A 19,490-nucleotide genomic window follows, 5' to 3' on the forward strand; every position below is an offset into this window, starting at 1 on the left:
GCCTCACGTCCCGCTCTCACGCCGTGAGGGAAACGCGGTCGCCGCGGGGCTTCCCGTTCGGCACACTCGTGCCGATGGACGAGATCTCCCGCATCGCACACCGGTTGCAGGCCGTCGACGGCGTCGTCGCGGTCGCCCTCGGCGGCAGTCGCGCCCGTGGCACGCACCGCCCCGACTCGGACGTCGACCTCGGCCTCTACTACCGCCCTCCGCTGGACACGACGGCGCTGCGCCGGCTGGCCGCCGAGCTCACCGGGGCCCCGGTGGAGGTGACCGAGCCGGGCGGCTGGGGGCCGTGGGTGGACGGCGGCGGCTGGCTCACCGTCGACGGGACACACGTCGACTGGATCTACCGTGACCTGGACCGCGTGCGCCGGGTTTGGGAGCAGTGCGGGGACGGACACGTCGAGGTGGGTGTCCAGGCCGGCCACCCGTTCGGCTTCTCCTCCCACACGTACGCCGGGGAGGTGGCCCTCGGTCGCGTCCTCACCGACCCCACCGGCGAACTGACCGCCCTGCGCGCCCGGATCCGCTCCTCGTACCCCCGGCCGCTGCGTGACGCGCTGATCGGTCAGGCGCGCTGGGAGGTGCCGTTCATCCTGACCGCCGCCCGCAAGGGAGTGCCCCGGGGCGACGCCTTCCATGTCGCGGGCTGCCTCCACCGCGCGGTCGGACTCCTCGTCCACGCCCTGTACGCCGCGGCCGGGACCTGGGTGCTCAACGACAAGGACGCCGTCCGGGCGGCGGGCGGGCTTCCCGCCGCCCCGGCCGGCTTCTCGCCCCGCGCCCACGGCCTGTTCGGCACGCTCGACACGGCTCCGGACCGTCTGTCGGCGGCGGTCGACGACGCGGAACGGCTGGCAGCCGAGGTCCTGGACACCCTCCCCGAGGGGTGAAACTGCCCTGCAGGCAGGGGTGTTGACGCGCATCCGGGAACCGGCCGCGATCGGGATCTTTGAGGTCGCGTCCGCCGGGTACCCGCCGTCCCGGACGATCCGAACAGGAGGCCGACGTGCCCGGCACGCCGGCCCTTCGCACAGAGAATCCAGGAGGGACCCATGAGCACGGTCAAGGAGACGGTCGACGTCAACGTCCCCGTCCGCCGGGCCTACGACCAGTGGACGCAGTTCGAGGACTTCCCGCGCTTCATGGAGGGCGTCGAGCAGGTGACGCAGCTCGACGACCGCCACAACCACTGGACCACGAAGATCGGTGGGGTGAAGCGCGAGTTCGACACGGAGATCGTGGACCAGCTCGTCGACGACCGGGTCACCTGGCGGACCATCGGGGGCGAGACGCAGCAGCGTGGCTCGGTCCGCTTCGAGCCGCTGGACGACACCCGCACCCGGGTGGAGCTCACCATGGACGTCGAGCCCACCGGCATGGCGGAGAAGGGCGCGGACGCCCTCGGCCTGATCGACCGGCGGGTCAAGGGGGATCTGCACCGCTTCAAGGACTACGTCGAGGGCGGGGGCAGCTCCGGGGGCTGGCACGGCCGCATCCGTCCGGAGGACCCGGCCGCCGGCCACTGACACCGGCGGACGGCCACGCACCGAAAGGCCGGCCCCCCGTTCCCGGGAGGGCCGGCCTTCTCGCGTGCCGTGGAACGGGCAGCGGTCAGGACTCGACGATCTTGCGGACGTTGTCGAGGGAGCCGCAGCCCGCCTTCAGCAGGCGCTCCCGCTCCTCCCAGAACGCCGCGCCCAGCTCCTCACGCCGCTCCATCGGCACGTTCTCCCGGGCGCCGTTGAGGATCGTGCGCTCCTCCTCGTCGGCGTGGTGCGTGACGGCCTCGACGAGTTCCTCGAGCTTCTCGTCCCACTCGTCGCCGCCGATCTCCTCCACCTGGAGCAGCTCCAGCAGCGCCTTGTTGCCCTCGTCGTGCTCGTCCTCGCCGTGCTCGACCTCGTCGTCGTCGATGTTCTTGTACCGCTTCAGCGCGGGGTACACCTTGGACTCCTCGGCCAGCGCGTGCGCGATCAGCAGATCCGAGAACTCACGCAGCGCGGCGCCCCGGTCGTCCTCGACGCTGCGCATCAGGCGGAACAGGTCCTCCATGCGCCGGTGGTCTCGAAGGATCAGCTCGACGACGTCCGATGTCTCGGGCATGGGACTGCACTCCTTACATGTGAGCGGATTCGGCGACTACCGAATGCCCAGTTCCGCCGCGATGACTACTCCCGATTTCCCGGGGGCCCCCGGAGTCTGCCGCGGCCACCGACATGCCGGCCGCCTGGAGATCCCCGCCCTGTCACACGGCCGCCGTCCGGACGGTCATCCCTCTGCAAAGGGGCGGACGCCAACCTTCCACGACCGAAGCCGGACCGACCATGGTGACTCTGGACAAGCCGATGAGCAGTGCCGACAACTCCGACACCGCGCTGGCCCTACTCGACGACGACGGGACGGTGACCGGATGGACCCAGGCGGCCCGCCGGCTCACCGGACTCTCCCCGGGTGACGCCGTGGGCCGGGCCGCCGGCCTGGTCTTTCCCGGCCTCGCCGGCGGGCGGGACACTCCCGGCGACGCGGACGCGGGCGGGGCGGGCGACAGCCGGCCGGGCACGGCCGGAGCACGCCATCTGGACGGCCGTCTCCTCGACGTCACCCTGCGCCTCTCCCCGGTGCACGGGCCGCGGGGAGCGGTGCGACGGCTGGTGTCCCTGGCCGACACCGCCACGCTGCCCGACGGCCCGAGGGGCGCGGCCGTGGGGCCGGCCCGTATCGCCGGGGACCCCGTCGGCGTCGTCGTCCGGGACCCGGAACTCCGCTGCCTCTGGGCGAACGACACGGTGGAGGACCACGACGGCATCCCCGCGGGGCGGCGGCTCGGGCGCCGGGTGAGCGACGTACGGCCGGGGCCCGAGGCCGACGTGCTCGAAGCCGTGATGCGGCAGGCGCTGCACAGCGACACGACCAAGGTCCACGAGTACCGCACCTGGCTGCCGACGGGCTCCGGCCGGGAACACCTCTTCGCCGTGTCGTTCCAGTGCCTGCAGGGCGCCGACGGGCGGGCGCTCGGCGTGTGCGTCCTCAGCACGGACGTCGTACGGCACCGGCGGACGCGGGAGCGTCTCGCCGTCCTCGGGCGGATCGGCGCACGGCTGGGCAGCACCCTCGACGTGATGCAGGCCAGCCAGGAACTCGCCGACGTCGCCGTGCCGTTGCTCGCCGACTACGTCGCCGTCGACCTGGAGCAGTCGCTGTCCTTCGGCCAGGGGCCACCGGTCCCCGTCGGCGCGACCGGCCGCACCCTGCCCGGCCTGCGCCGCGCGGGCCTCGCCTCGATCCACCGGGGCGTGCCCGAGTCACCGTGGATGCGCGGCGAGCTGGTGCACGTACCGCCGGTGTCACCGCTGGCCGGCGTGCTGCGTGCCGGGCGCGCGCAGCTCGAACAGGTCCGCGACAGCGCGTCGAGCCCGTGGGTCGACGAGGTGCCCGCGCTGGCCCGCCGGGTCCGCGAGAACGGCATGCACTCGATCATGGCCGTGCCCATCCGCGCCCGGCGCGCCCTGCTCGGCGTGGCCCTGTTCGTCCGCACGCGCGAGTCCGAGCCGTTCGACGAGACCGACCTGCTGCTGGCGGAGGAACTCGTCGGCCGCGCGGCGCAGTCCCTGGACAACGCCCGCCGGTACACGCGCAAGCACAACGCCGCCCTCGCCCTGCAGCGCACCCTGCTCCCCAGGTGCCCGGCCGGCGGCACGGCCGTCGACGTGGCGTCGCGCTACCTGCCCGCGGACGTGGACCACTCCGTCGGCGGCGACTGGTTCGACGTGATCCCGCTCTCCGGTGCCCGGGTGGCGCTCGTCGTCGGCGACGTGGTCGGGCACGGCCTGCACGCCGCCGCCACCATGGGCCGCCTCCGCACCGCCGTCCGCACCCTCGCCGGCCTGGAACTGCCCCCGGACCAACTGCTGGCCCACCTCGACGACACGGTGCAGCGGCTGGGCGAGGAGGACTGCGACCTGCCGGAACAGGTCCCCGCGGTGGCCGGCGCCACCTGCCTGTACGCCGTCTACGACCCCGCCACCCTCCGGTGCACCCTCGCCTCCGCAGGCCACCCCCCGCCCGCGGTCGTCGACCCCCAGGGGCACGTCGACTACCTCGGCCTCCCCGCCGGAGCGCCCCTCGGCGTCGGCCTCGGCGACCCCTTCGAGGCCGTCGAGGTGGACCTGCCCGAGGGCAGCGTCCTCGCCCTGTACACCGACGGCCTGATCGAGACCCGAGCGCACGACCTCGACGCGGGCATGGACCGGCTGGCCGGCGCCCTCGCCCGGCCCGGCAGCTCCCTGGAGGACCTGTGCGACGCGGCGACCCGGCCCCTGGCGGACCGGGACCCCCGCGACGACGTCACCCTCCTCCTCGCCCGTACGCGCGCCCTCGGGCCGTGCCGGGAGGCCTCCTGGACCCTGGACGGCGACCCGCGGGCCGTCCGTACCGCCCGCGGCCTCGCCGCACGCCAGCTGGGGGAGTGGGGCCTGGACGGCCTCGCCGAGGCCACGGAACTGCTCGTCAGCGAACTGGTCACCAACGCCCTGCGCCACGGGGACGGGCCGGGACCGGTCGGACTGCGGCTCCTGCGCGACCAGGTGCTGACCGTCGAGGTCGCCGACGGCGGCAGCACGCTCACCCCGCACCCGCGCCGCGCGCACGTCACGGACGAGGGAGGCCGCGGCCTGTTCCTCGTCGCCAAGCTGTCCCGCAGGTGGGGATCGCGCCCCGCCCCGGACGGCAAGGTCGTCTGGGCCGAACTGGACTACCCCCGTTCCGCTGCCCGCACCGGACCGGTGCGGACCGCTCCCCGCGGGACACCCGTTGAGGTCACCTCGGCCCCCGTGCGACCGGAGGCGGCCTGACACGGTCTCGCCCGGCCGGACGAGCGGTGTGACGTGGCCCATCCCCGTCCCGGCGGGTCGACGAGCGTGCAATCGCCGGGACGGGACATACGTGGCGTCATGGCAAGACGAGTCGGTGACCAGGCAGGGACGAGCGCGCACGCACAGGGAGCGGCACAGGAGCCGACGGCCCTCAAACGCGCGCTGACGACCCCGCTGCTGTACTTCTTCATCCTGGGTGACGTGCTGGGCGCCGGTGTGTACGTCCTGGTCGGGCAGGTCGCGGCCGACTCCGGGGGAGCGGTGTGGGTGCCGCTGGTCGTCGCGCTGCTGCTCGCGATGCTCACCGCCGCCTCCTACGCCGAGCTGGCGACGAAGTATCCCCGGGCGGGCGGCGCCTCCCACTACGCGACCCGCGCCTTCGGGCCGTTCGCCGGTTTCGTCGCGGGGTTCTGCATGCTGGCCGCCGGCATCGTCTCCGTCGCGGCCCTCGCGCGCGGCTTCGGCGGCGACTACCTGTCGGCCTTCGTGACCCTGCCCGTGGCGCTCGTCGCCGTCGTCTTCCTCGGCCTGCTCGCGCTGGTCAACGCGCGCGGCATCAAGGAGTCGACCCGCGCCAACGTCGTCGCCACCGTCGTCGAGGTGGGCGGACTGGTCGTCATCGTCGTCCTCGGCGCCTGGCTGCTGCTGCGCGGCGACGGCGACCCGGGCCGGCTCACCCAGCTCGGCACGCCGGAGAAGGGCGCGGCGGCCGCCGTGCTGAGCGGCTCCGTGCTGGCGTACTACTCCTTCGTCGGCTTCGAGACCTCGGTGAACGTCGCCGAGGAGACCCGCAACCCCCGGCGCTCCTACCCGCGCGCCCTGTTCGGCGCGCTGGCCACCGCCGGAGCCGTGTACGTGCTGGTCGGCCTGGCCGCGTCCGCGGCCGTACCGACCGACCGGCTGGCCGCCTCCAGCGGCCCGCTGCTGGAGGTCGTGCGGGAGGCGGGCGGCGTCCCGACGCGCCTGTTCAGCGCCATCGCGCTCGTCGCCGTCGCCAACGGCGCGCTGCTCACCGGCATCATGTCCTCCCGCCTGGCCTACGGCATGGCGAAGGACGGGCTGCTGCCCGGCGCGCTGACCAAGGTGCTGCCGGGCCGCCGCACGCCGTGGGCCGCCATCGCGGTCACCACCGTCCTGGCGATGCTCCTCGCCCTCACCGGCAGCGTCGCCACCCTCGCGTCCACCCTGGTTCTGCTGCTGCTCATCGTCTTCCTCATGGTCAACACCGCGGTGCTGGTGCTGCGTCGCGACCCGGGGGAGACCGACCACTTCCGGACCCCGGTGGTCCTGCCGGTCCTGGGCATCGCGTCCTGCGTCGTGCTCGCCACGCAGATCGAGGCCGCGGTGTGGCTGCGCGGTCTGGCGATCGTGGCGGTCGGCACGGTGCTCGCCGCGATCAGCGCCGCGCGCCGCTCCAAGCGGGCGGCCCAGGAGGCGCCGGACGCCGGCTGACACGCCCACCGGCCCACCGGCCCACCGACCCACCGGCCGGCCGGGAGACCGCCGGCCATGGGCCCGCGCTGGCCGTCCCGCCGACGGCAGGAGTCAGGCGCCCACGGTCCCGTCGATCCCCTCGCGCAGGAAGTCGGCGTGGCCGTTGTGGCGGCCGTACTCCAGCAGGACGTGCAGCATCACCATGCGCAGCGACACGTCCTCGCCCCACCGCGGCTGGTGTCCGGTCCCGTCCAGGGAGGGTGCCTCCCGCTCCACGCGGCGGGAGTTCTCCACCTCCGCCTCCCACGCCGTGAACGCCTCCTCCCGGGTCGAGGCGTCGGCGTCGTACGCGGCCTGGAAGTCGATCGTGTCCGACCACACCATGGGCGCGTCGTTGTCCTGGAAGACCCGGCGGAACCAGGCCCGCTCCACCTCCGCCATGTGCCGCACCAGACCGAGCAGCGACAGCGTGGACGGCGGCATCGACCGCTGCCGCAGCTCCTCGTCGGTGAGTCCCTCGCACTTCATGGCGAGCGTCGCCCGGTGGTATTCGAGGTACGCGCGCAGCATGTCGCGTTCGCTCCCCGAAGTGGGCGGTCCCGGGCGGCTGTCGCTCGTCACTGTCCGCGCTCCTCGTACTCGTCGGTGGGCCGGTGGGGTACGAGTATGGCCGCCCGCGTCCTCCCTCCCCGGGGCGGGTGCGGCGGTCAGAGGTTGTGGCCGCCGGAGACCTCGATGTTCTGGCCGGTGATCCAGCGTCCGTCCTTGGAGACCAGCATCGCGACGACCCCGCCGATGTCGTCGGGCTCGCCGATCCGCCCGAGCGCGAAGGACTTCGCCATCTCGTCGGCGATCTCCGGGTTCCGGGCGAAGGCGTCGTCGGCGAAACGGGTGCGCGTGGCGCCGGGGGCGACGGAGTTGACGCGGATGCCGCGGACGCTGAACTCCTTCGCCATGTACCGGGTGAGGACCACCACGGCGCCCTTGAGGGACGCGTAGACCGAGTAGCCCGGCGCGGTCACGTGGGGGAGGGCGGAGTTGCTGGTGACGTTGACGACGGCACCGCCGTCGGCCAGCAGCGGCAGCAGGGTCTGGGTGAGGAAGAACGGGCCTTTGAACAGGCCGTCGGTGAGCCGGTCGAACCCCTGCTCGGTGGTCTCCTCGATCATCGCCATGCCCGCGAAGCCCGCGTTGTTGACCAGCTGGTCGAACGAGTCCCGCCGGAACGTCTCCCGCAGGACGTCGGCCACGGCGTCCCGGAACGCGGGGAAGCCCGCCGTGTCGGCGACGTCCAGACGCAGCGCCACCGCGGTGCCGCCCGCCTGCTCGATCTCCCGGACGGTCTCCTTGGCGCCCCGCTCGTTGGCGCTGTAGGTCAGGACGACACCGGATCCCCGCCCGGCGATGTGTACGGCGGCGCTCCGGCCGATGCCGGAACTGGCGCCCGTGACGACGGCTACCTTCATGGCGTGCTCCCTGGGTGTGCCCCGGGCCCGAAGGCCCCGTGCGGAATGTGACACCTCAAGGCAAGCGCGTCGCCGGTCCGGCGGAAACAACGATCCTCCCGGCCTCTTGCCCGATCCTGCCGTCGTTCCGGACACAGGTCCCGGGCACCGCCTCGACAGGGAGCGCCGGGCGCTCGCCTCGTTGATCCGGGCGGAACCGCCTAGGGTTTTCCGTAGCGAGCGCTGCGGAGAGGTGCGGTGATGGCGCGGCTGCTGTCGGTGAACGTCGGTCTGCCCCGGGACGTCCCCTGGCGGGGCGAGACGGTGCACACCGGGGTCCACAAGAGCTCGGTCCTCGGCCCCCGGCGCGTCCGGCGGCTCAACATCGACGGCGACGGGCAGGGCGACCTGCGCGGCCACGGCGGCGAGATGCGGGCCGTGCTGGTCTATCAGGCCGACTCCTACCGGCACTGGGCCGCGCACCTCGGGCGGGACGACCTCGTGCACGGCAACTTCGGCGAGAACTTCACCGTGGAAGGACTTGCCGACGACGAGGTGTGCGTGGGGGACCGCTACCGGATCGGGACGGCGGTCTTCGAGGTGACCCAGCCGAGGGTCACCTGCTACCGCGTGGGGCTGCGCATGGGGGAGCCGCGCCTGCCCGCCCTTCTGGTCTCGCACGGGCGACCCGGCTTCTACCTGCGCGTGATCGACGAGGGGGAGGTGGAGGCGGGCCAGGAGATCGTCAAGGTCGCCGACGGGCCGGAACGCATGACCGTCGCGGAGGTCGACGCCCTGCTCTACCGCCCGCCCCACCCCGCAGACCGTCTCGAACGAGCCCTGCGGGTGGAGGCCCTCAGCCCGGGCTGGCAGGCGTCGTTCCGCGCTCTCCTGGACCAGGCGCGCGGCGACGGCGCCCGGCCGGCCGGAAACGCGGGCCTCAGCCCCGCATCGGTCACCCCGCCCGCGTGGGACGGCTTCCGGCCGCTCCGCGTCCAGCGTGTCGTCGACGAGACGCCGTACGTCCGGTCCCTCTGGCTGACGGATCCCGACGGGGCGCCGCTGCCCGCCGCCCGACCGGGCCAGTACCTCACCCTGCGGGCCGGAGAGGCGCCGGGCACGGTGCGTTCCTACTCCCTGTCCGGGCGGCCCGGCGCACCCGGCTACCGGATCAGCGTGAAGCGCGAGGAGCACGGGCGGGCCAGCACCTGGCTGCACACCGGCGTCCGGACCGGCGACGACCTCCAGGCAGCGGCGCCCCGTGGCGCGTTCGTCCTCCAGGATCTCCGGGAGGACACCCTCCCCGTGGTGTTCGTCTCCGCCGGGGTGGGCGTCACACCGCTCCTCGCCATGCTGCACGCCCTCGCCGACGACGCCGATGCGCCGCGGCACCAGGTCTGGTGGCTGCACGCGACGCGGAACGAGCGCACCCACGCCTTCGCCGACGAGGTCCGCCGGCTGTTGGCACGGCTGCCCGGCGCCCGGCTCCGCGTGTTCTACAGCAGGCCCGAGCCGGCCGCCCGCCTCGCCGCCGGGACGACGGCCGGCCGGCTGACCGCCGACACCGTCGCGGATCTCGGCCTCCCCGGCGACGCACAGGCCTATGTGTGCGGACCGGACCCCTTCATGCGGGACGTCACGGAAGCCCTCCGGCACCAGGGCACGCGCCACATCCACACGGAGACCTTCGGGGCCGGCCCCGGTTCCACACCCGGTATCGCGGACAGGAAGCGTCCGAGCCCGCACTCCCTGCCGTCCTCGGGCCCCGGCCCCCGGGTCGAGTTCGCCCGCAGCCAGGTGAGCGCGACGTGGAACGGCGACCACGACAGCCTTCTGGAACTGGCCGAGGCCTGCGACGTGCCGACCAGGTGGTCCTGCCGCACGGGAGTGTGCCGCACCTGCGAGACGGCGCTGATGTCCGGTGCGGTCGAGTACACCACCGAACCGGTGGAGCAGCCCCCGCCGAGTTCGGCCCTCATCTGCTGCTCACGGCCCGCGCGGGACGTCGTCCTCGACCTCTGAGTCACCCTGACGGCGCGTCACATGTCCCGCCGGTTTCCCGCGTGGCCGACCCGCCGACACACCCGGCCGGGCGGAGCCCGTTTTCGGCCGTTTCCGGCGAGCCGCTTCCGCCCGCGCGGTGTCCGGCCCCGGAGCGCCCTATTCTTCTACCCGTCTGTAGAAGAACCAGGCGCCCACCCCGGCCGCTCCGGCCGGGTGGCGCGCCTCCGGTGCCGCGGTGCACCGGCGGCTCCCCGGCTGCCCGGCGCCGCACCCACAGGAAACACACGTACGCAAAAGGAGTGGACGCCACCATGGTGTTCAAACGACTGCTCGGCTCACTCGGCGTGGGCGGTCCCACGGTCGACACGGTTCTCGATCCGGGAGCGGCCCGCCCCGGCGGCGCGCTGACCGGTCAGGTCCATCTCGAGGGCGGGCAGAGCGACTTCGACATCGAGCACATCACCCTGGAGCTCGTGGCCCGGGTCGAGGCCGAGCACGGGGAGGGCGAGAGCGAGGGTGTCGTCACCTTCGAGCGGTTCACCGTCGGCGGCGGCTTCCGGCTCGCCGCGGCGCTGCGGCACAGCGTCCCCTTCACGGTGACCCTGCCGTGGGAGACGCCGATCACCGAGCTGTACGGCCAGCACCTCGGCATCGTCCTCGGCGTGCGCACCGAACTGGCGGTGGCCGGCGCCAGGGACAAGGGCGACCTGGACCAGCTGAGCGTCGCCCCGCTGCCCGTCCAGGAGGCGATCCTCGAGGCGTTCGGACAGCTCGGTTTCGGCTTCAGGTCCGCCGACCTGGAGTACGGGCACATCGCGGGCACCGGACAGCGGCTGCCCTTCTACCAGGAGATCGAGCTCACCCCCGCACCCCAGTACGCCCACCAGGTCAACGAGATCGAGGTGACCTTCCTGGCCGGCCCGGGCGGCGTCGAGGTCGTCCTGGAGGCGGACAAGCGCGGCGGCCTCTTCTCCGGCGGCCACGACGCGGTGTCCCGCTTCGCCGTCGGGCTGCACGACGCACGCGACTGGAACGCGGAAGTCGACGCCTGGGTCCGTCAGTTGGTGGAACGCCGGGCGGGATCCGGACACCATGGGCAGCACGGCGGGCACGCCCACGGGGGCTACGGCCACGGTGCCCCGTACGCGGGCCACGACTCCCACGGTCACGACGGTCACCACCGCGGTGGTCCGGGCGTGGGGACAGCCGTAGCCGCGGGCGCCGCCGGCCTCGCGGTCGGTGTCGTGGGCGGCATGGTGGCGGCCGAAGTGGTGGACGAGGTCGGCGACTTCTTCGAGGGCGACGAGGAGGACGAAGGCTGACGACGGCCCGGGTGCTGCCTGCGGGGGCACCGTCGGCGGGGCGGGCGATCGCGTCTCTCCGTCCCCCGCTGGTAACTTCTACATCAATGTAGAAAGTGAGGAGCCCGGACCACCCCGTCCGGGCTCCCGCCCGACACGTACGGAGCTCTCATGGCCCTCTGGGACCGCCTCAAGGAGTCCGCATCCACGATGCAGACCCAGCTCATGGCGAAGAAGAACGATCTGAAAAGCGGTGCCTTCCGGGACGCCGGCATGGCGATGTGCGCCCTGGTCGCCGCCGCCGACGGCAGCGTCGATCCCTCCGAGCGCCAGCGGGTCGCCCAGCTCATCGCCACGAACGAGGTGCTGCGGAACTTCCCCGCCGACGATCTGCGCCGCCGCTTCGAGGCCAACCTCGACAAGCTCACCGCCGACTTCGCGTTCGGCAAGGTGAGCGTCATGCAGGAGATCGCCAAGGCGAAGAAGAGGCCCGCCGAGGCGCGGGCCGTCATCCAGATCGGCATCGTCATCGGCGGCGCCGACGGCGACTTCGACAAGGACGAGCAGGCCGTGGTCCGCGAGGCCTGCTACGCCCTGGACCTGCCGCCCCACGAGTTCGACCTCTGACCGGCCGGAGTGGCGTACGGGCCGGCACCCCCGGGGTGCCGGCCCGTCGCATGCCCGTGGCTCATCCGGTGCGGCTCACAGAGGCGTGGCCGCGTGCAGGATGAGCACCATCGTCACCGCGGAGTTGGCGGACGACATCGCCGACACGACCGCCCCCGTGGCCGCGCCCCACGCGGCCACTCCCACCGCCGTGAACAACGAGGGCCACGTGCGCACCGCGGGCGCGGGCCCGAGCAGGGCCGCCACCCGGCGCGGCACGGGCCCCGCCGCGGCCAGACCGGCCAGGGTGGCGGACGGCGTCCCCCGGGAGACCAGCGCGGCCTTGCCGATCGCGCGGGCCACCGTACGGCGGCTGCCGACGGTCCGGGCCGCGTCCTCGTCCGCCCACCGCTCCGCCGTGTACGACACCGCCGTGCGCAACGGCCGCAGGAACGGGTTGGCCTGCGCGGCCAGGCGCACCGTGAGCAGGAAGCGGTGGTGGCGCGCGGACAGATGGGCCCGCTCATGGGCGAACAGCGCCCGGCGCTCGGCGGGTTCGAGGCAGTCCAGCAGGGCCGTCGTCACCACCACCCGGTCCCGCCGGCCCCCGGGCAGCGCGTACGCGTACGGGGCGGCGTCGGGAAGTACGGCCACCTCCGTGTCCCGCAGCCCCGCCAGCGCCCGATGGGCACGGCGGCGCACCCGCGCGTGCCGCCACCATGTCCGGCCGCACGCCACCAGGACCGCGACCAGCGCGGGGATCGCCGCCTTGCCGACGACCTCGTCGTACGGGACCGCCGCCCGCACCTCGGGATCCGACCAGCCGTCGGGCAGCGGGTTGCCGGGAAGCTGGGCGGTGCCGACCACCATCACCAGCGCCAGGCAGAGAGTGCTGCACGCCGCCATCACCGCGGCCACCCCGGTCAGCAGCCGCGTAGCGGTCCGCGGATGCAGATGCTGCTCGGCCAGGCGTGCGATCGGCCACGCGGTGAGCGGCAGCACCAGCGGCAGAAAGACGAAGACCCCCATGAGGCTTCAGTCTTCCCCGTCCCGCCCCGCCGGACGCAGCAGCTCCCGCAGCAGCCGCTCGTCGTCCGGCCCCAGGCCGGTCACGAAACTGGCCAGCACGGCCTCACGGTCGTTCTCGGAGTCCAGGACCTTGCGCATCCGCCGGGCGGCCAGGCCCGCCTGGTCCAGCGCGCAGGTCCAGGCGAACGACCGGCCCGCCCGCTCCCGCGTGACGGCTCCCTTGGCCAGCAGCCGGGTCAGGATGGTGATCACCGTCGTGTACGCCAGGTCGCCGCCCAGCCGCTCCTGGACCCACCCGGCGGTGGCCGGACCGTCCGCCTCCTGGAGCGCCGACAGGACCAGCGCCTCCAGCTCACCCTGCCCCCGCCGCCGGGGACGCTGCCGCTGCTCGCCCACGTCCTGTCTCCTCCCTGCCGCCGTACGTTCGCCGCGCTGACATCGTATAGACGCCCGCACCCCCGCCCGTCCGCGCGCCGCGCGCCGGGCGCCGGGCGCGGGGCGCGGGGCTCGGGGACGCGGGGCTCGGGGCGGGCCGACGGAGGGACGCGGCCGGCCTCGCGGCGCGAACCGGGTGCGGACTTACGGCCGCACGCCCTGCCACACCCTCTCTACAGTGATGTAGATTCGTGAGTCCGGACCCGAGCCGCGGGCCCGAACGCACCGGTCGAGAAGGAGCACACCGTGGGAGTTTCCCTGTCCAAGGGCGGCAACGTCTCGCTCAGCAAGGAGGCGCCGGGCCTGACCGCCGTCCTGGTCGGTCTCGGCTGGGACGTCCGTACGACCACCGGCACCGACTACGACCTCGACGCGTCCGCCCTGCTCCTCGACGCCTCCGGCAAGGTGCTGTCGGACCAGCACTTCGTCTTCTACAACAACCTCACGAGCCCGGACGGTTCCGTGGAGCACACCGGCGACAACCTCACCGGTGAGGGCGAGGGCGACGACGAGAGCGTGAAGGTGAACCTCGCGACCGTGCCCGCCGAGGTCGACCGGATCGTGTTCCCGGTCTCCATCCACGACGCGGAGAACCGCGGCCAGAGCTTCGGCCAGGTCCGCAACGCGTTCATCCGGATCGTCAACCAGACCGGCGGCGCCGAGATCGCCCGCTACGACCTGTCCGAGGACGCCTCCACGGAGACCGCGATGGTCTTCGGTGAGCTCTACCGCCACGGCGCCGAGTGGAAGTTCCGCGCGGTCGGCCAGGGGTACGCCTCGGGCCTCGCCGGGATCGCCGCCGACTTCGGCGTGAACGTCTGACCCGTCGCCCCCGACGCACCGCCAGTGCACTCGTGCCGCCCCGGCCCGGGTCCGGAGACAGAAAGAGCAGGACACCATGTTCGGACTGAGCGAACTGGCCGTCATCCTGATCGTCGTCATCGCGCTGATCCTGGCCAGGAAGGGACCCGAACTCGCCCGTAACGCGGGCAAGTCGGCCCGCATCCTCAAGGCCGAGGCACAGGCCATGAAGAGGGCGGAGCAGGAGGAGTCGCAGGCACGCGGCGCGGACACCTCCCCCCGGATCATCCAGGGGGAGGCCGTTCCGGGCCCGGGCGCGCCCGCCCCCGAACGGCCGTCCGCGGACACGGACGGCATCCCGCCGCAGGGGAGCAGGGCGTAGGCCCGGCCCGCCGCCGGACCGGTCCCGCCGCTCGGCGGGCGGGCGCTCCCGCCCGCCGGCGCGGGCCCGTGACGGGCGGGCCCGACGAGAACTCGTCATCGGGCCCGCCCACCGTGGCCCCCGGGCGTCACAGCGCGATCAGCCCCGCGGCCGTCTCCCGGAAGCCGCAGGCGTCGAGGTAGAACGGCCGCAGGTGCTCCTCGAAGTCGACGTGCAGCCACCCGCACCCCGCCGCACGGGCCCCGTCGGCCGCCGCCCTGACCAACGCGGACCCCACGCCGCCGGAACGGCAGTCCCGGGCCACGACCGTGTCCAGGACGAAGGCGTGGACCCCACCGTCCCAGGCGACGTTGACGAAGCCGACCAGACGGTCCCCGTCGAGTGCGCAGACCCAGCCGAGACTGTGCCGCTCGAGTCTGGCCCGCCGGCCCGTCCCCCCGGCCGGATGCCCGAACCCCTCGGCGTGCAGGGCGTTGACAGCCGAGTCGTCGACCTCCCCACGCCACACGTACGTGATGGTCATGTCCCGTGGAGTACGGCCGTGGCGATCTCGCGTACCCGGTCCATGGTGATCCCCGCTCGCTGTTCCACGGCCAAGGGGTGGCTCGTGGGTTCGAGCTCGATGTAGGGGCGCTCACCGACCGGGCGGGTGTGCACCAGCGTCTTGAGGTTGAGGGTCGTCTCCGGGTAGACCAGCAGCTCGGTCGTGAGCCAGCCGAAGTACGGCTTCTCGTCCTCGCGGCCGGGCTCGTCCCAGAGGTCCGCCGCCCGCGCGAAGTTCTCGCGGCTCAGCGACACCCAGACGGCCCAGGAGAACACGTCGTCGGTGCCGACGACCGGAATCTCGATCAGCCCCTTGACGAAGTGGTGCGCGGCCTGGATCACGCACTGGTCCGAGGAGAGCATGCAGTCCTCGGCACCGGCGAAAGCCGCGTTCCATACGGCCGGAGCATCGGCCGAATAGTTCATCGGCAGCTCGGCGTGGTGGGCGCCGCAGCCCGTGCACGTGAATCCGGGATCACTGACCATGGCGCGGGAGTCTAGCCCTCCGGCCACTGGTGGCGATCTTCGCAGCGATCCGCACAGGGTGCGGTTTTCCGCAGGGTGAGGGGTGTGGGGAACCGCAGTGGGGCGGGCGGAGATCCGCATACCCGCGTTGACCTGCGCTTTCTAGCCTGGTGGGAGTCGGTGTCCGCCCGGGCGCCGGACCCGCGAGCTGGGAGAACCGTATGCGCCTCACCTCCTCACCCCTGCCCGCCGCCCCCGCCGACGGCATCGCGGGCTGGGCCGCCGATCTCGTCGGGACCCTGGGCGGTCCCGGCGCGGGCCTGGCCATCGCGCTGGAGAACCTCTTCCCGCCGATGCCCAGCGAGGTGATCCTCCCACTGGCCGGGTTCGCCGCCGGGCAGGGCGTGATCACCCTGGTCTCGGCCCTGTTCTGGACGACGCTCGGCTCGGTCGCCGGAGCAGTGGTCCTCTACGGCATCGGCGGGCTGTTCGGCCGGGACCGCGTGCACGCCCTGTGGGCCAAGCTGCCGCTGGTCAAGGCATCCGACCTGCGGCGCACCGAGGCGTGGTTCGCGAAGCACGGCACCAAGGCGGTCCTCCTCGGCCGCATGGTGCCGGTCTTCCGCAGTCTCATCTCCGTCCCCGCGGGCGTGGAACGCATGCCGCTGCCCGTGTTCGTCATGCTGACCACCCTCGGCAGCCTCATCTGGAACGCGGCCCTGGTGATGTCCGGTTACTGGCTGGGCGACCAGTGGGAGACCGTGGGGACCTACGTCGGCGTCGTCTCCAAGGCCGTGCTCGCCCTCGTCGTCGTCGCGCTCGTCTCGTACGTGGCTCTGCGCCTGCGCGGCAACAGCGGGGCCCGTCACCGCCGTGCGTCATGACGCGCCACTCCCCGACGCCCGCGGGAGCGCCGCCCGCCGGACAGAACCGATCTTGCTCCCCCACCCGTGCCGCACTACGCTCAACTCCCGTGCAGGGGAACTCCGCAGGCATCGCCGCCGCCCACCGCCTGCCCAACCCCGGGGAACAGGACGTCCACGGAGACGACGGCACCACCGTCACGGCGCCCGCGTCCCGGGTGCGCCGCTGCGCCGGCACCCTGCTCGGCTGCGTCACGGCCTTCCTCGGGCTGCTCCACCTGCTCGTCGTCGGAACCGTCCTCGGCCCGTTCCTCCTGTGGCCCGCCACCCGCACCACCGCGCTGGCGGCCCTCACCGCGGGAGCCCGTCGCCTCACGGCCCTGGAGCGGGCCCGACGGACCATCCTGTTCGGCGACCGCTACCCGGAGCACCGCGAGGCGTCCGCGCAGCAGACCCTCCGCTACCTGGCCGCACGCATCTACACAGGGCTGCTGATCAGCGTGGTGGTCGCGTTGCTCGGTTTCGGGACCGTCCTGGCCGGCCTGCTGGCCGTGGGACTGGCCCGGGGCTCCCTCGGCTGGGACGAACTGCTCCTGCAGACGTCCCTCGGCGGCGTGCTGCTCTTCCTCGACGTCCAGGGCCTCCGCTCGCTCGCCGCCCTCGACGCGCGCATCGCCCGCGAGTGCTTCGGCCCCTCCGAACGGGACCTGCTGCGGCAGCGCATCGAGGACCTCGCCGCCAGCCGGGCAGCGGTCGTCCAGGCGGTGGACACGGAACGCCGGCGGATCGAGCGCGACCTCCACGACGGCATCCAGCAGCGGCTCGTGGCCCTCGGCATGCTCCTCGGCCGGGCCCGCCGGGCACGGGGCCCGGAGCTGCCGGACGCACTCCTGCGCCAGGCCCACCAGGAGACCCAGGACCTCCTGGCGGAACTGCGCGAGGTGACCTGGCGCATCTACCCCTCCGCGCTGGACAGCCAGGGCCTCGAGGAGGCACTGAGCGGTGTGTCCGAGCGGGCCGCCCTCGCCGTCCGGACGGAGTTCGACGTCCCCGCGGAACTGCCGCGCGCCGTGGAGACGGCGGCCTACTTCGTGGTGTCGGAGTCCGTGACGAACGCGGCCAAGCACTCCGGCGCGACGGACGTCTTCGTACGCGTACGCCTCCACGACCGGCTGCTCACCGTACGGATCAGCGACAACGGCCGCGGCGGCGCCGATCCCACCGGCAGCGGACTGGGCGGACTGAGCAGCAGGGTCGCCGCGCTCGACGGCGCCCTGCACGTCGACAGCCCCGCCGGGGGACCCACCACCATCACCGCGGAACTGCCATGCGCCTGATGATCGCCGAGGACTCGACCCTGCTCCGCGAGGGGCTGGTGCGGCTGCTGGTCGAGGAAGGACACGACGTCCTCGGCGCCTACGGCGACGCCGACGCCCTCCTGGCGCGGCTGCCCTCGCAACGCCCCGACGTCGTCGTTCTCGACATCCGCATGCCCCCGACGCACACCGACGAGGGCCTGCGCGCGGCGCTGTCCATCCGCGAACAGTGGCCGGGCATCGGCGTGTTGCTGCTGTCCCAGCACATCGAGCGGAACTACGCGGCCAAGCTGCTGGCGAGCAGCGTGGAACGGGTGGGCTACCTCCTCAAGGACCGCGTCGCCCAGGTCGAGGAGTTCCTGGACGCGCTGGACCGCGTCCACGCCGGCGGCGCCGCCATCGACCCCGAGGTCGTACGGCAGCTGGTCGTCCGCACGACCCACACGGACCCCCTGACCCGCCTCACCCCCCGCGAACGCACCGTCCTGGAGGGCCTGGCCCAGGGACACACCAACGCGGCGATCGCGCAGAAGCTGCACCTTTCCCAGAGCTCCGTCGAGAAGAACCTCAACGCGATCTTCGACAAACTGGACCTGACCCACACCACCGGCTACAGCCGTCGCATCCTGGCAGTCCTGAGATACCTGGAGTCATAAGCCCCACCACCCGGCCGCCGGCCCTTCGCGCCGACTTCACGACCCTGACGTCGTGGGCCAACGGTTCGGGTGGGTGCGGTCGCGGTTGACCCTCACGTGACGTCAGGGTGCAGGGTCGGGGGCGTGAAGAGTAACTGGACCGTGGGGCAGGTGGCCGAACTGGCCGGGGTGACCGTGCGGACGCTGCATCACTACGACGCCGTCGGACTCGTCCGGCCGTCGGCGCGTACCCCGGCCGGGTACCGGGCGTACGCGGCGGGTGACGTGGAGCGGCTGCGGCAGGTGCTGGCCTACCGGCGGCTGGGGTTCGGACTGCGGGAGATCGCCGAACTGGTCGGCGACCCGCACACCGACGCGGTCGCACACCTGCGCCGGCTGCGTGGCCTGCTGCTGGAACGGCGGGACCGCGCCGACGCCATGGTGGCGGCGATCGACAGAGAGCTCACCGCACACGCGCGGGGATTGACGGTGACACCGGAGGAGCGGCTGGAGATGGTCGGACCACGTCTGTACGACGCGATCGGCGGCGCGTACACCGCGACCCGCCGCACGGATCCGCGGATCGCCGCGCGGATCTGGGACGCGCTCGGTGACGCGCGCAGGGTGCTGAACGTCGGGGCCGGGACCGGTTCCTACGAGCCCACCGACCGCGACGTGACCGCCGTGGAACCGTCCGCGGTCATGCGGGGACAGCGGCCCGCCGGTGCGGCCCCGTGCCTGGCCGCCGCCGCGGAGAGACTGCCGTTCCGCGACGGTGCCTTCGACGCCGCGATGGCCGTCTCCACCGTGCACCACTGGGGCGACCCGATCGCGGGCCTGCGCGAGATGCGGCGCGTCGCCCGCCGCGTCGTGGTGCTCACGTTCGACACCGACGAGCCCGGCTGGCAGGACCGCTTCTGGCTCACCCGCGACTACCTCCCCGAGTTCGCCGACGTCCTCGCGGACTTCCCCTCCCTCGCCGGGATGGCCGACGCGATCGGCGCACGCACCGAACCCGTGCCGGTCCCGTGGGACTGCGCCGACGGCCTGTTCGAGGCGTACTGGCGCCGTCCGACGGCGTACCTGGAGGAGCGTGTGCGCCGCGCGATGTCGGTGTGGACGAGGGTGGGGGAACAGGCCGAGCAGCGGGCGGTGCGCGGCCTCAGGGACGACCTCGACTCCGGCCGGTGGGCCGAGCGCAACGGCGCACTGTCCACCCTCGACAGCGCCGACCTCGGCATCCGCCTGCTCATCACCTGACGGACGTCAGGGGCTGCGCGGGCCGCCGGCTGCCGGAGAGCGCGATCGCCGCTGCCCTGTCCATGCGGACGCCGGGAGGCGCGCACCCCGCCCG

At 73.3% G+C, this 19,490-nt stretch carries 20 protein-coding genes; 13 read left to right on the forward strand and 7 right to left on the reverse strand.

The window, feature by feature from the left end:
• Positions 1–74 precede the first annotated feature (74 nt).
• Both ACIF8S_RS21940 and ACIF8S_RS21945 read left to right on the forward strand, forming a co-directional pair.
• Positions 75–896, forward strand: coding sequence for a nucleotidyltransferase domain-containing protein (locus ACIF8S_RS21940; protein ID WP_400001042.1), 822 nt, complete (start codon positions 75–77; stop codon positions 894–896).
• 162 nt (positions 897–1,058) lie between these two features.
• Complete coding sequence (locus ACIF8S_RS21945) at positions 1,059–1,532, forward strand: SRPBCC family protein (RefSeq protein WP_400001044.1); 474 nt, start codon at positions 1,059–1,061, stop codon at positions 1,530–1,532.
• 85 nt (positions 1,533–1,617) lie between these two features.
• Here ACIF8S_RS21945 and ACIF8S_RS21950 read toward each other — a convergent pair whose 3' ends face one another.
• On the reverse strand, positions 1,618–2,109 hold the full coding sequence (locus tag ACIF8S_RS21950) for a hemerythrin domain-containing protein (RefSeq protein ID WP_400001046.1): 492 nt from the start codon (positions 2,107–2,109) through the stop codon (positions 1,618–1,620).
• A gap of 221 nt (positions 2,110–2,330) precedes the next feature.
• On the opposite strand from ACIF8S_RS21950, the gene ACIF8S_RS21955 reads away from it, so the two are divergent.
• Both ACIF8S_RS21955 and ACIF8S_RS21960 read left to right on the forward strand, forming a co-directional pair.
• Positions 2,331–4,856, forward strand: a complete 2,526-nt coding sequence (locus ACIF8S_RS21955; protein ID WP_400001047.1) for a SpoIIE family protein phosphatase — start codon at positions 2,331–2,333, stop codon at positions 4,854–4,856.
• A gap of 99 nt (positions 4,857–4,955) precedes the next feature.
• A complete protein-coding gene (locus ACIF8S_RS21960) occupies positions 4,956–6,329 on the forward strand; it encodes an APC family permease (RefSeq protein WP_400001049.1) in 1,374 nt (457 codons plus the stop codon).
• Positions 6,330–6,422: 93 nt separating this feature from the next.
• On the opposite strand, the gene ACIF8S_RS21965 is transcribed toward ACIF8S_RS21960, so the two are convergent.
• Both ACIF8S_RS21965 and ACIF8S_RS21970 read right to left on the reverse strand, forming a co-directional pair.
• Positions 6,423–6,932 carry a DinB family protein gene (locus tag ACIF8S_RS21965; RefSeq protein ID WP_349796245.1) on the reverse strand — a complete coding sequence of 170 codons (510 nt, stop codon included), beginning with the start codon at positions 6,930–6,932 and terminating at the stop codon, positions 6,423–6,425.
• An 86-nt stretch (positions 6,933–7,018) separates the two neighbouring features.
• Positions 7,019–7,777, reverse strand: coding sequence for an SDR family NAD(P)-dependent oxidoreductase (locus ACIF8S_RS21970; RefSeq protein ID WP_400001051.1), 759 nt, complete (start codon positions 7,775–7,777; stop codon positions 7,019–7,021).
• A gap of 240 nt (positions 7,778–8,017) precedes the next feature.
• On the opposite strand from ACIF8S_RS21970, the gene ACIF8S_RS21975 reads away from it, so the two are divergent.
• From ACIF8S_RS21975 to ACIF8S_RS21985, 3 genes are all read left to right on the forward strand, one after another.
• Positions 8,018–9,778: an MOSC domain-containing protein gene (locus ACIF8S_RS21975; protein ID WP_400001052.1), complete on the forward strand. Its 1,761-nt coding sequence runs from the start codon at positions 8,018–8,020 to the stop codon at positions 9,776–9,778.
• Positions 9,779–10,071: 293 nt separating this feature from the next.
• The gene (locus tag ACIF8S_RS21980) at positions 10,072–11,082 is read left to right on the forward strand and encodes a sporulation protein (RefSeq protein ID WP_400001054.1); all 1,011 of its coding nucleotides are present in this window, start codon (positions 10,072–10,074) and stop codon (positions 11,080–11,082) included.
• Between the two features lie 150 nt (positions 11,083–11,232).
• The gene (locus tag ACIF8S_RS21985; protein ID WP_400001056.1) at positions 11,233–11,688 is read left to right on the forward strand and encodes a tellurite resistance TerB family protein; all 456 of its coding nucleotides are present in this window, start codon (positions 11,233–11,235) and stop codon (positions 11,686–11,688) included.
• Positions 11,689–11,763: 75 nt separating this feature from the next.
• Here the strand turns inward: ACIF8S_RS21985 and ACIF8S_RS21990 are convergent, their stop codons facing one another.
• Both ACIF8S_RS21990 and ACIF8S_RS21995 read right to left on the reverse strand, forming a co-directional pair.
• Positions 11,764–12,696, reverse strand: a complete 933-nt coding sequence (locus ACIF8S_RS21990) for a M56 family metallopeptidase (RefSeq protein WP_400001057.1) — start codon at positions 12,694–12,696, stop codon at positions 11,764–11,766.
• A gap of 6 nt (positions 12,697–12,702) precedes the next feature.
• A complete protein-coding gene (locus ACIF8S_RS21995; RefSeq protein ID WP_400001059.1) occupies positions 12,703–13,092 on the reverse strand; it encodes a BlaI/MecI/CopY family transcriptional regulator in 390 nt (129 codons plus the stop codon).
• Between the two features lie 285 nt (positions 13,093–13,377).
• Between ACIF8S_RS21995 and ACIF8S_RS22000 the strand changes: the two genes are divergently transcribed.
• Both ACIF8S_RS22000 and ACIF8S_RS22005 read left to right on the forward strand, forming a co-directional pair.
• Positions 13,378–13,953, forward strand: coding sequence for a TerD family protein (locus ACIF8S_RS22000; protein WP_400001060.1), 576 nt, complete (start codon positions 13,378–13,380; stop codon positions 13,951–13,953).
• 76 nt (positions 13,954–14,029) lie between these two features.
• Positions 14,030–14,314, forward strand: a complete 285-nt coding sequence (locus tag ACIF8S_RS22005; protein WP_400001062.1) for a twin-arginine translocase TatA/TatE family subunit — start codon at positions 14,030–14,032, stop codon at positions 14,312–14,314.
• A gap of 127 nt (positions 14,315–14,441) precedes the next feature.
• Here the strand turns inward: ACIF8S_RS22005 and ACIF8S_RS22010 are convergent, their stop codons facing one another.
• Together ACIF8S_RS22010 and ACIF8S_RS22015 are read right to left on the reverse strand one after the other, a co-directional pair.
• Positions 14,442–14,837: a GNAT family N-acetyltransferase gene (locus ACIF8S_RS22010; protein WP_400001063.1), complete on the reverse strand. Its 396-nt coding sequence runs from the start codon at positions 14,835–14,837 to the stop codon at positions 14,442–14,444.
• Complete coding sequence (locus ACIF8S_RS22015) at positions 14,834–15,343, reverse strand: DUF2199 domain-containing protein (protein WP_400001065.1); 510 nt, start codon at positions 15,341–15,343, stop codon at positions 14,834–14,836. The genes ACIF8S_RS22010 and ACIF8S_RS22015 overlap by 4 nt, the downstream gene beginning before the upstream one ends.
• A 200-nt stretch (positions 15,344–15,543) precedes the next feature.
• Here ACIF8S_RS22015 and ACIF8S_RS22020 point away from each other — a divergent pair, with 200 nt between their 5' ends.
• From ACIF8S_RS22020 to ACIF8S_RS22035, 4 genes are all read left to right on the forward strand, one after another.
• Positions 15,544–16,206 (forward strand): DedA family protein, encoded by a 663-nt coding sequence (locus ACIF8S_RS22020; protein WP_400001067.1) that lies wholly within the window; start codon positions 15,544–15,546, stop codon positions 16,204–16,206.
• 89 nt (positions 16,207–16,295) lie between these two features.
• Entirely contained in the window at positions 16,296–17,522 is a 1,227-nt protein-coding gene (locus ACIF8S_RS22025) for a sensor histidine kinase (RefSeq protein ID WP_400001069.1), read from the forward strand.
• Positions 17,513–18,157: a response regulator gene (locus ACIF8S_RS22030; protein ID WP_400001071.1), complete on the forward strand. Its 645-nt coding sequence runs from the start codon at positions 17,513–17,515 to the stop codon at positions 18,155–18,157. Before ACIF8S_RS22025 ends, ACIF8S_RS22030 begins: the two co-directional genes overlap by 10 nt.
• A gap of 141 nt (positions 18,158–18,298) precedes the next feature.
• Entirely contained in the window at positions 18,299–19,396 is a 1,098-nt protein-coding gene (locus ACIF8S_RS22035) for a MerR family transcriptional regulator (protein WP_400001222.1), read from the forward strand.
• Positions 19,397–19,490: the final 94 nt, after the last annotated feature.

This window comes from Streptomyces sp. NPDC085937, assembly GCF_044540535.1.
In the GTDB taxonomy this organism is placed as follows: domain Bacteria; phylum Actinomycetota; class Actinomycetes; order Streptomycetales; family Streptomycetaceae; genus Streptomyces.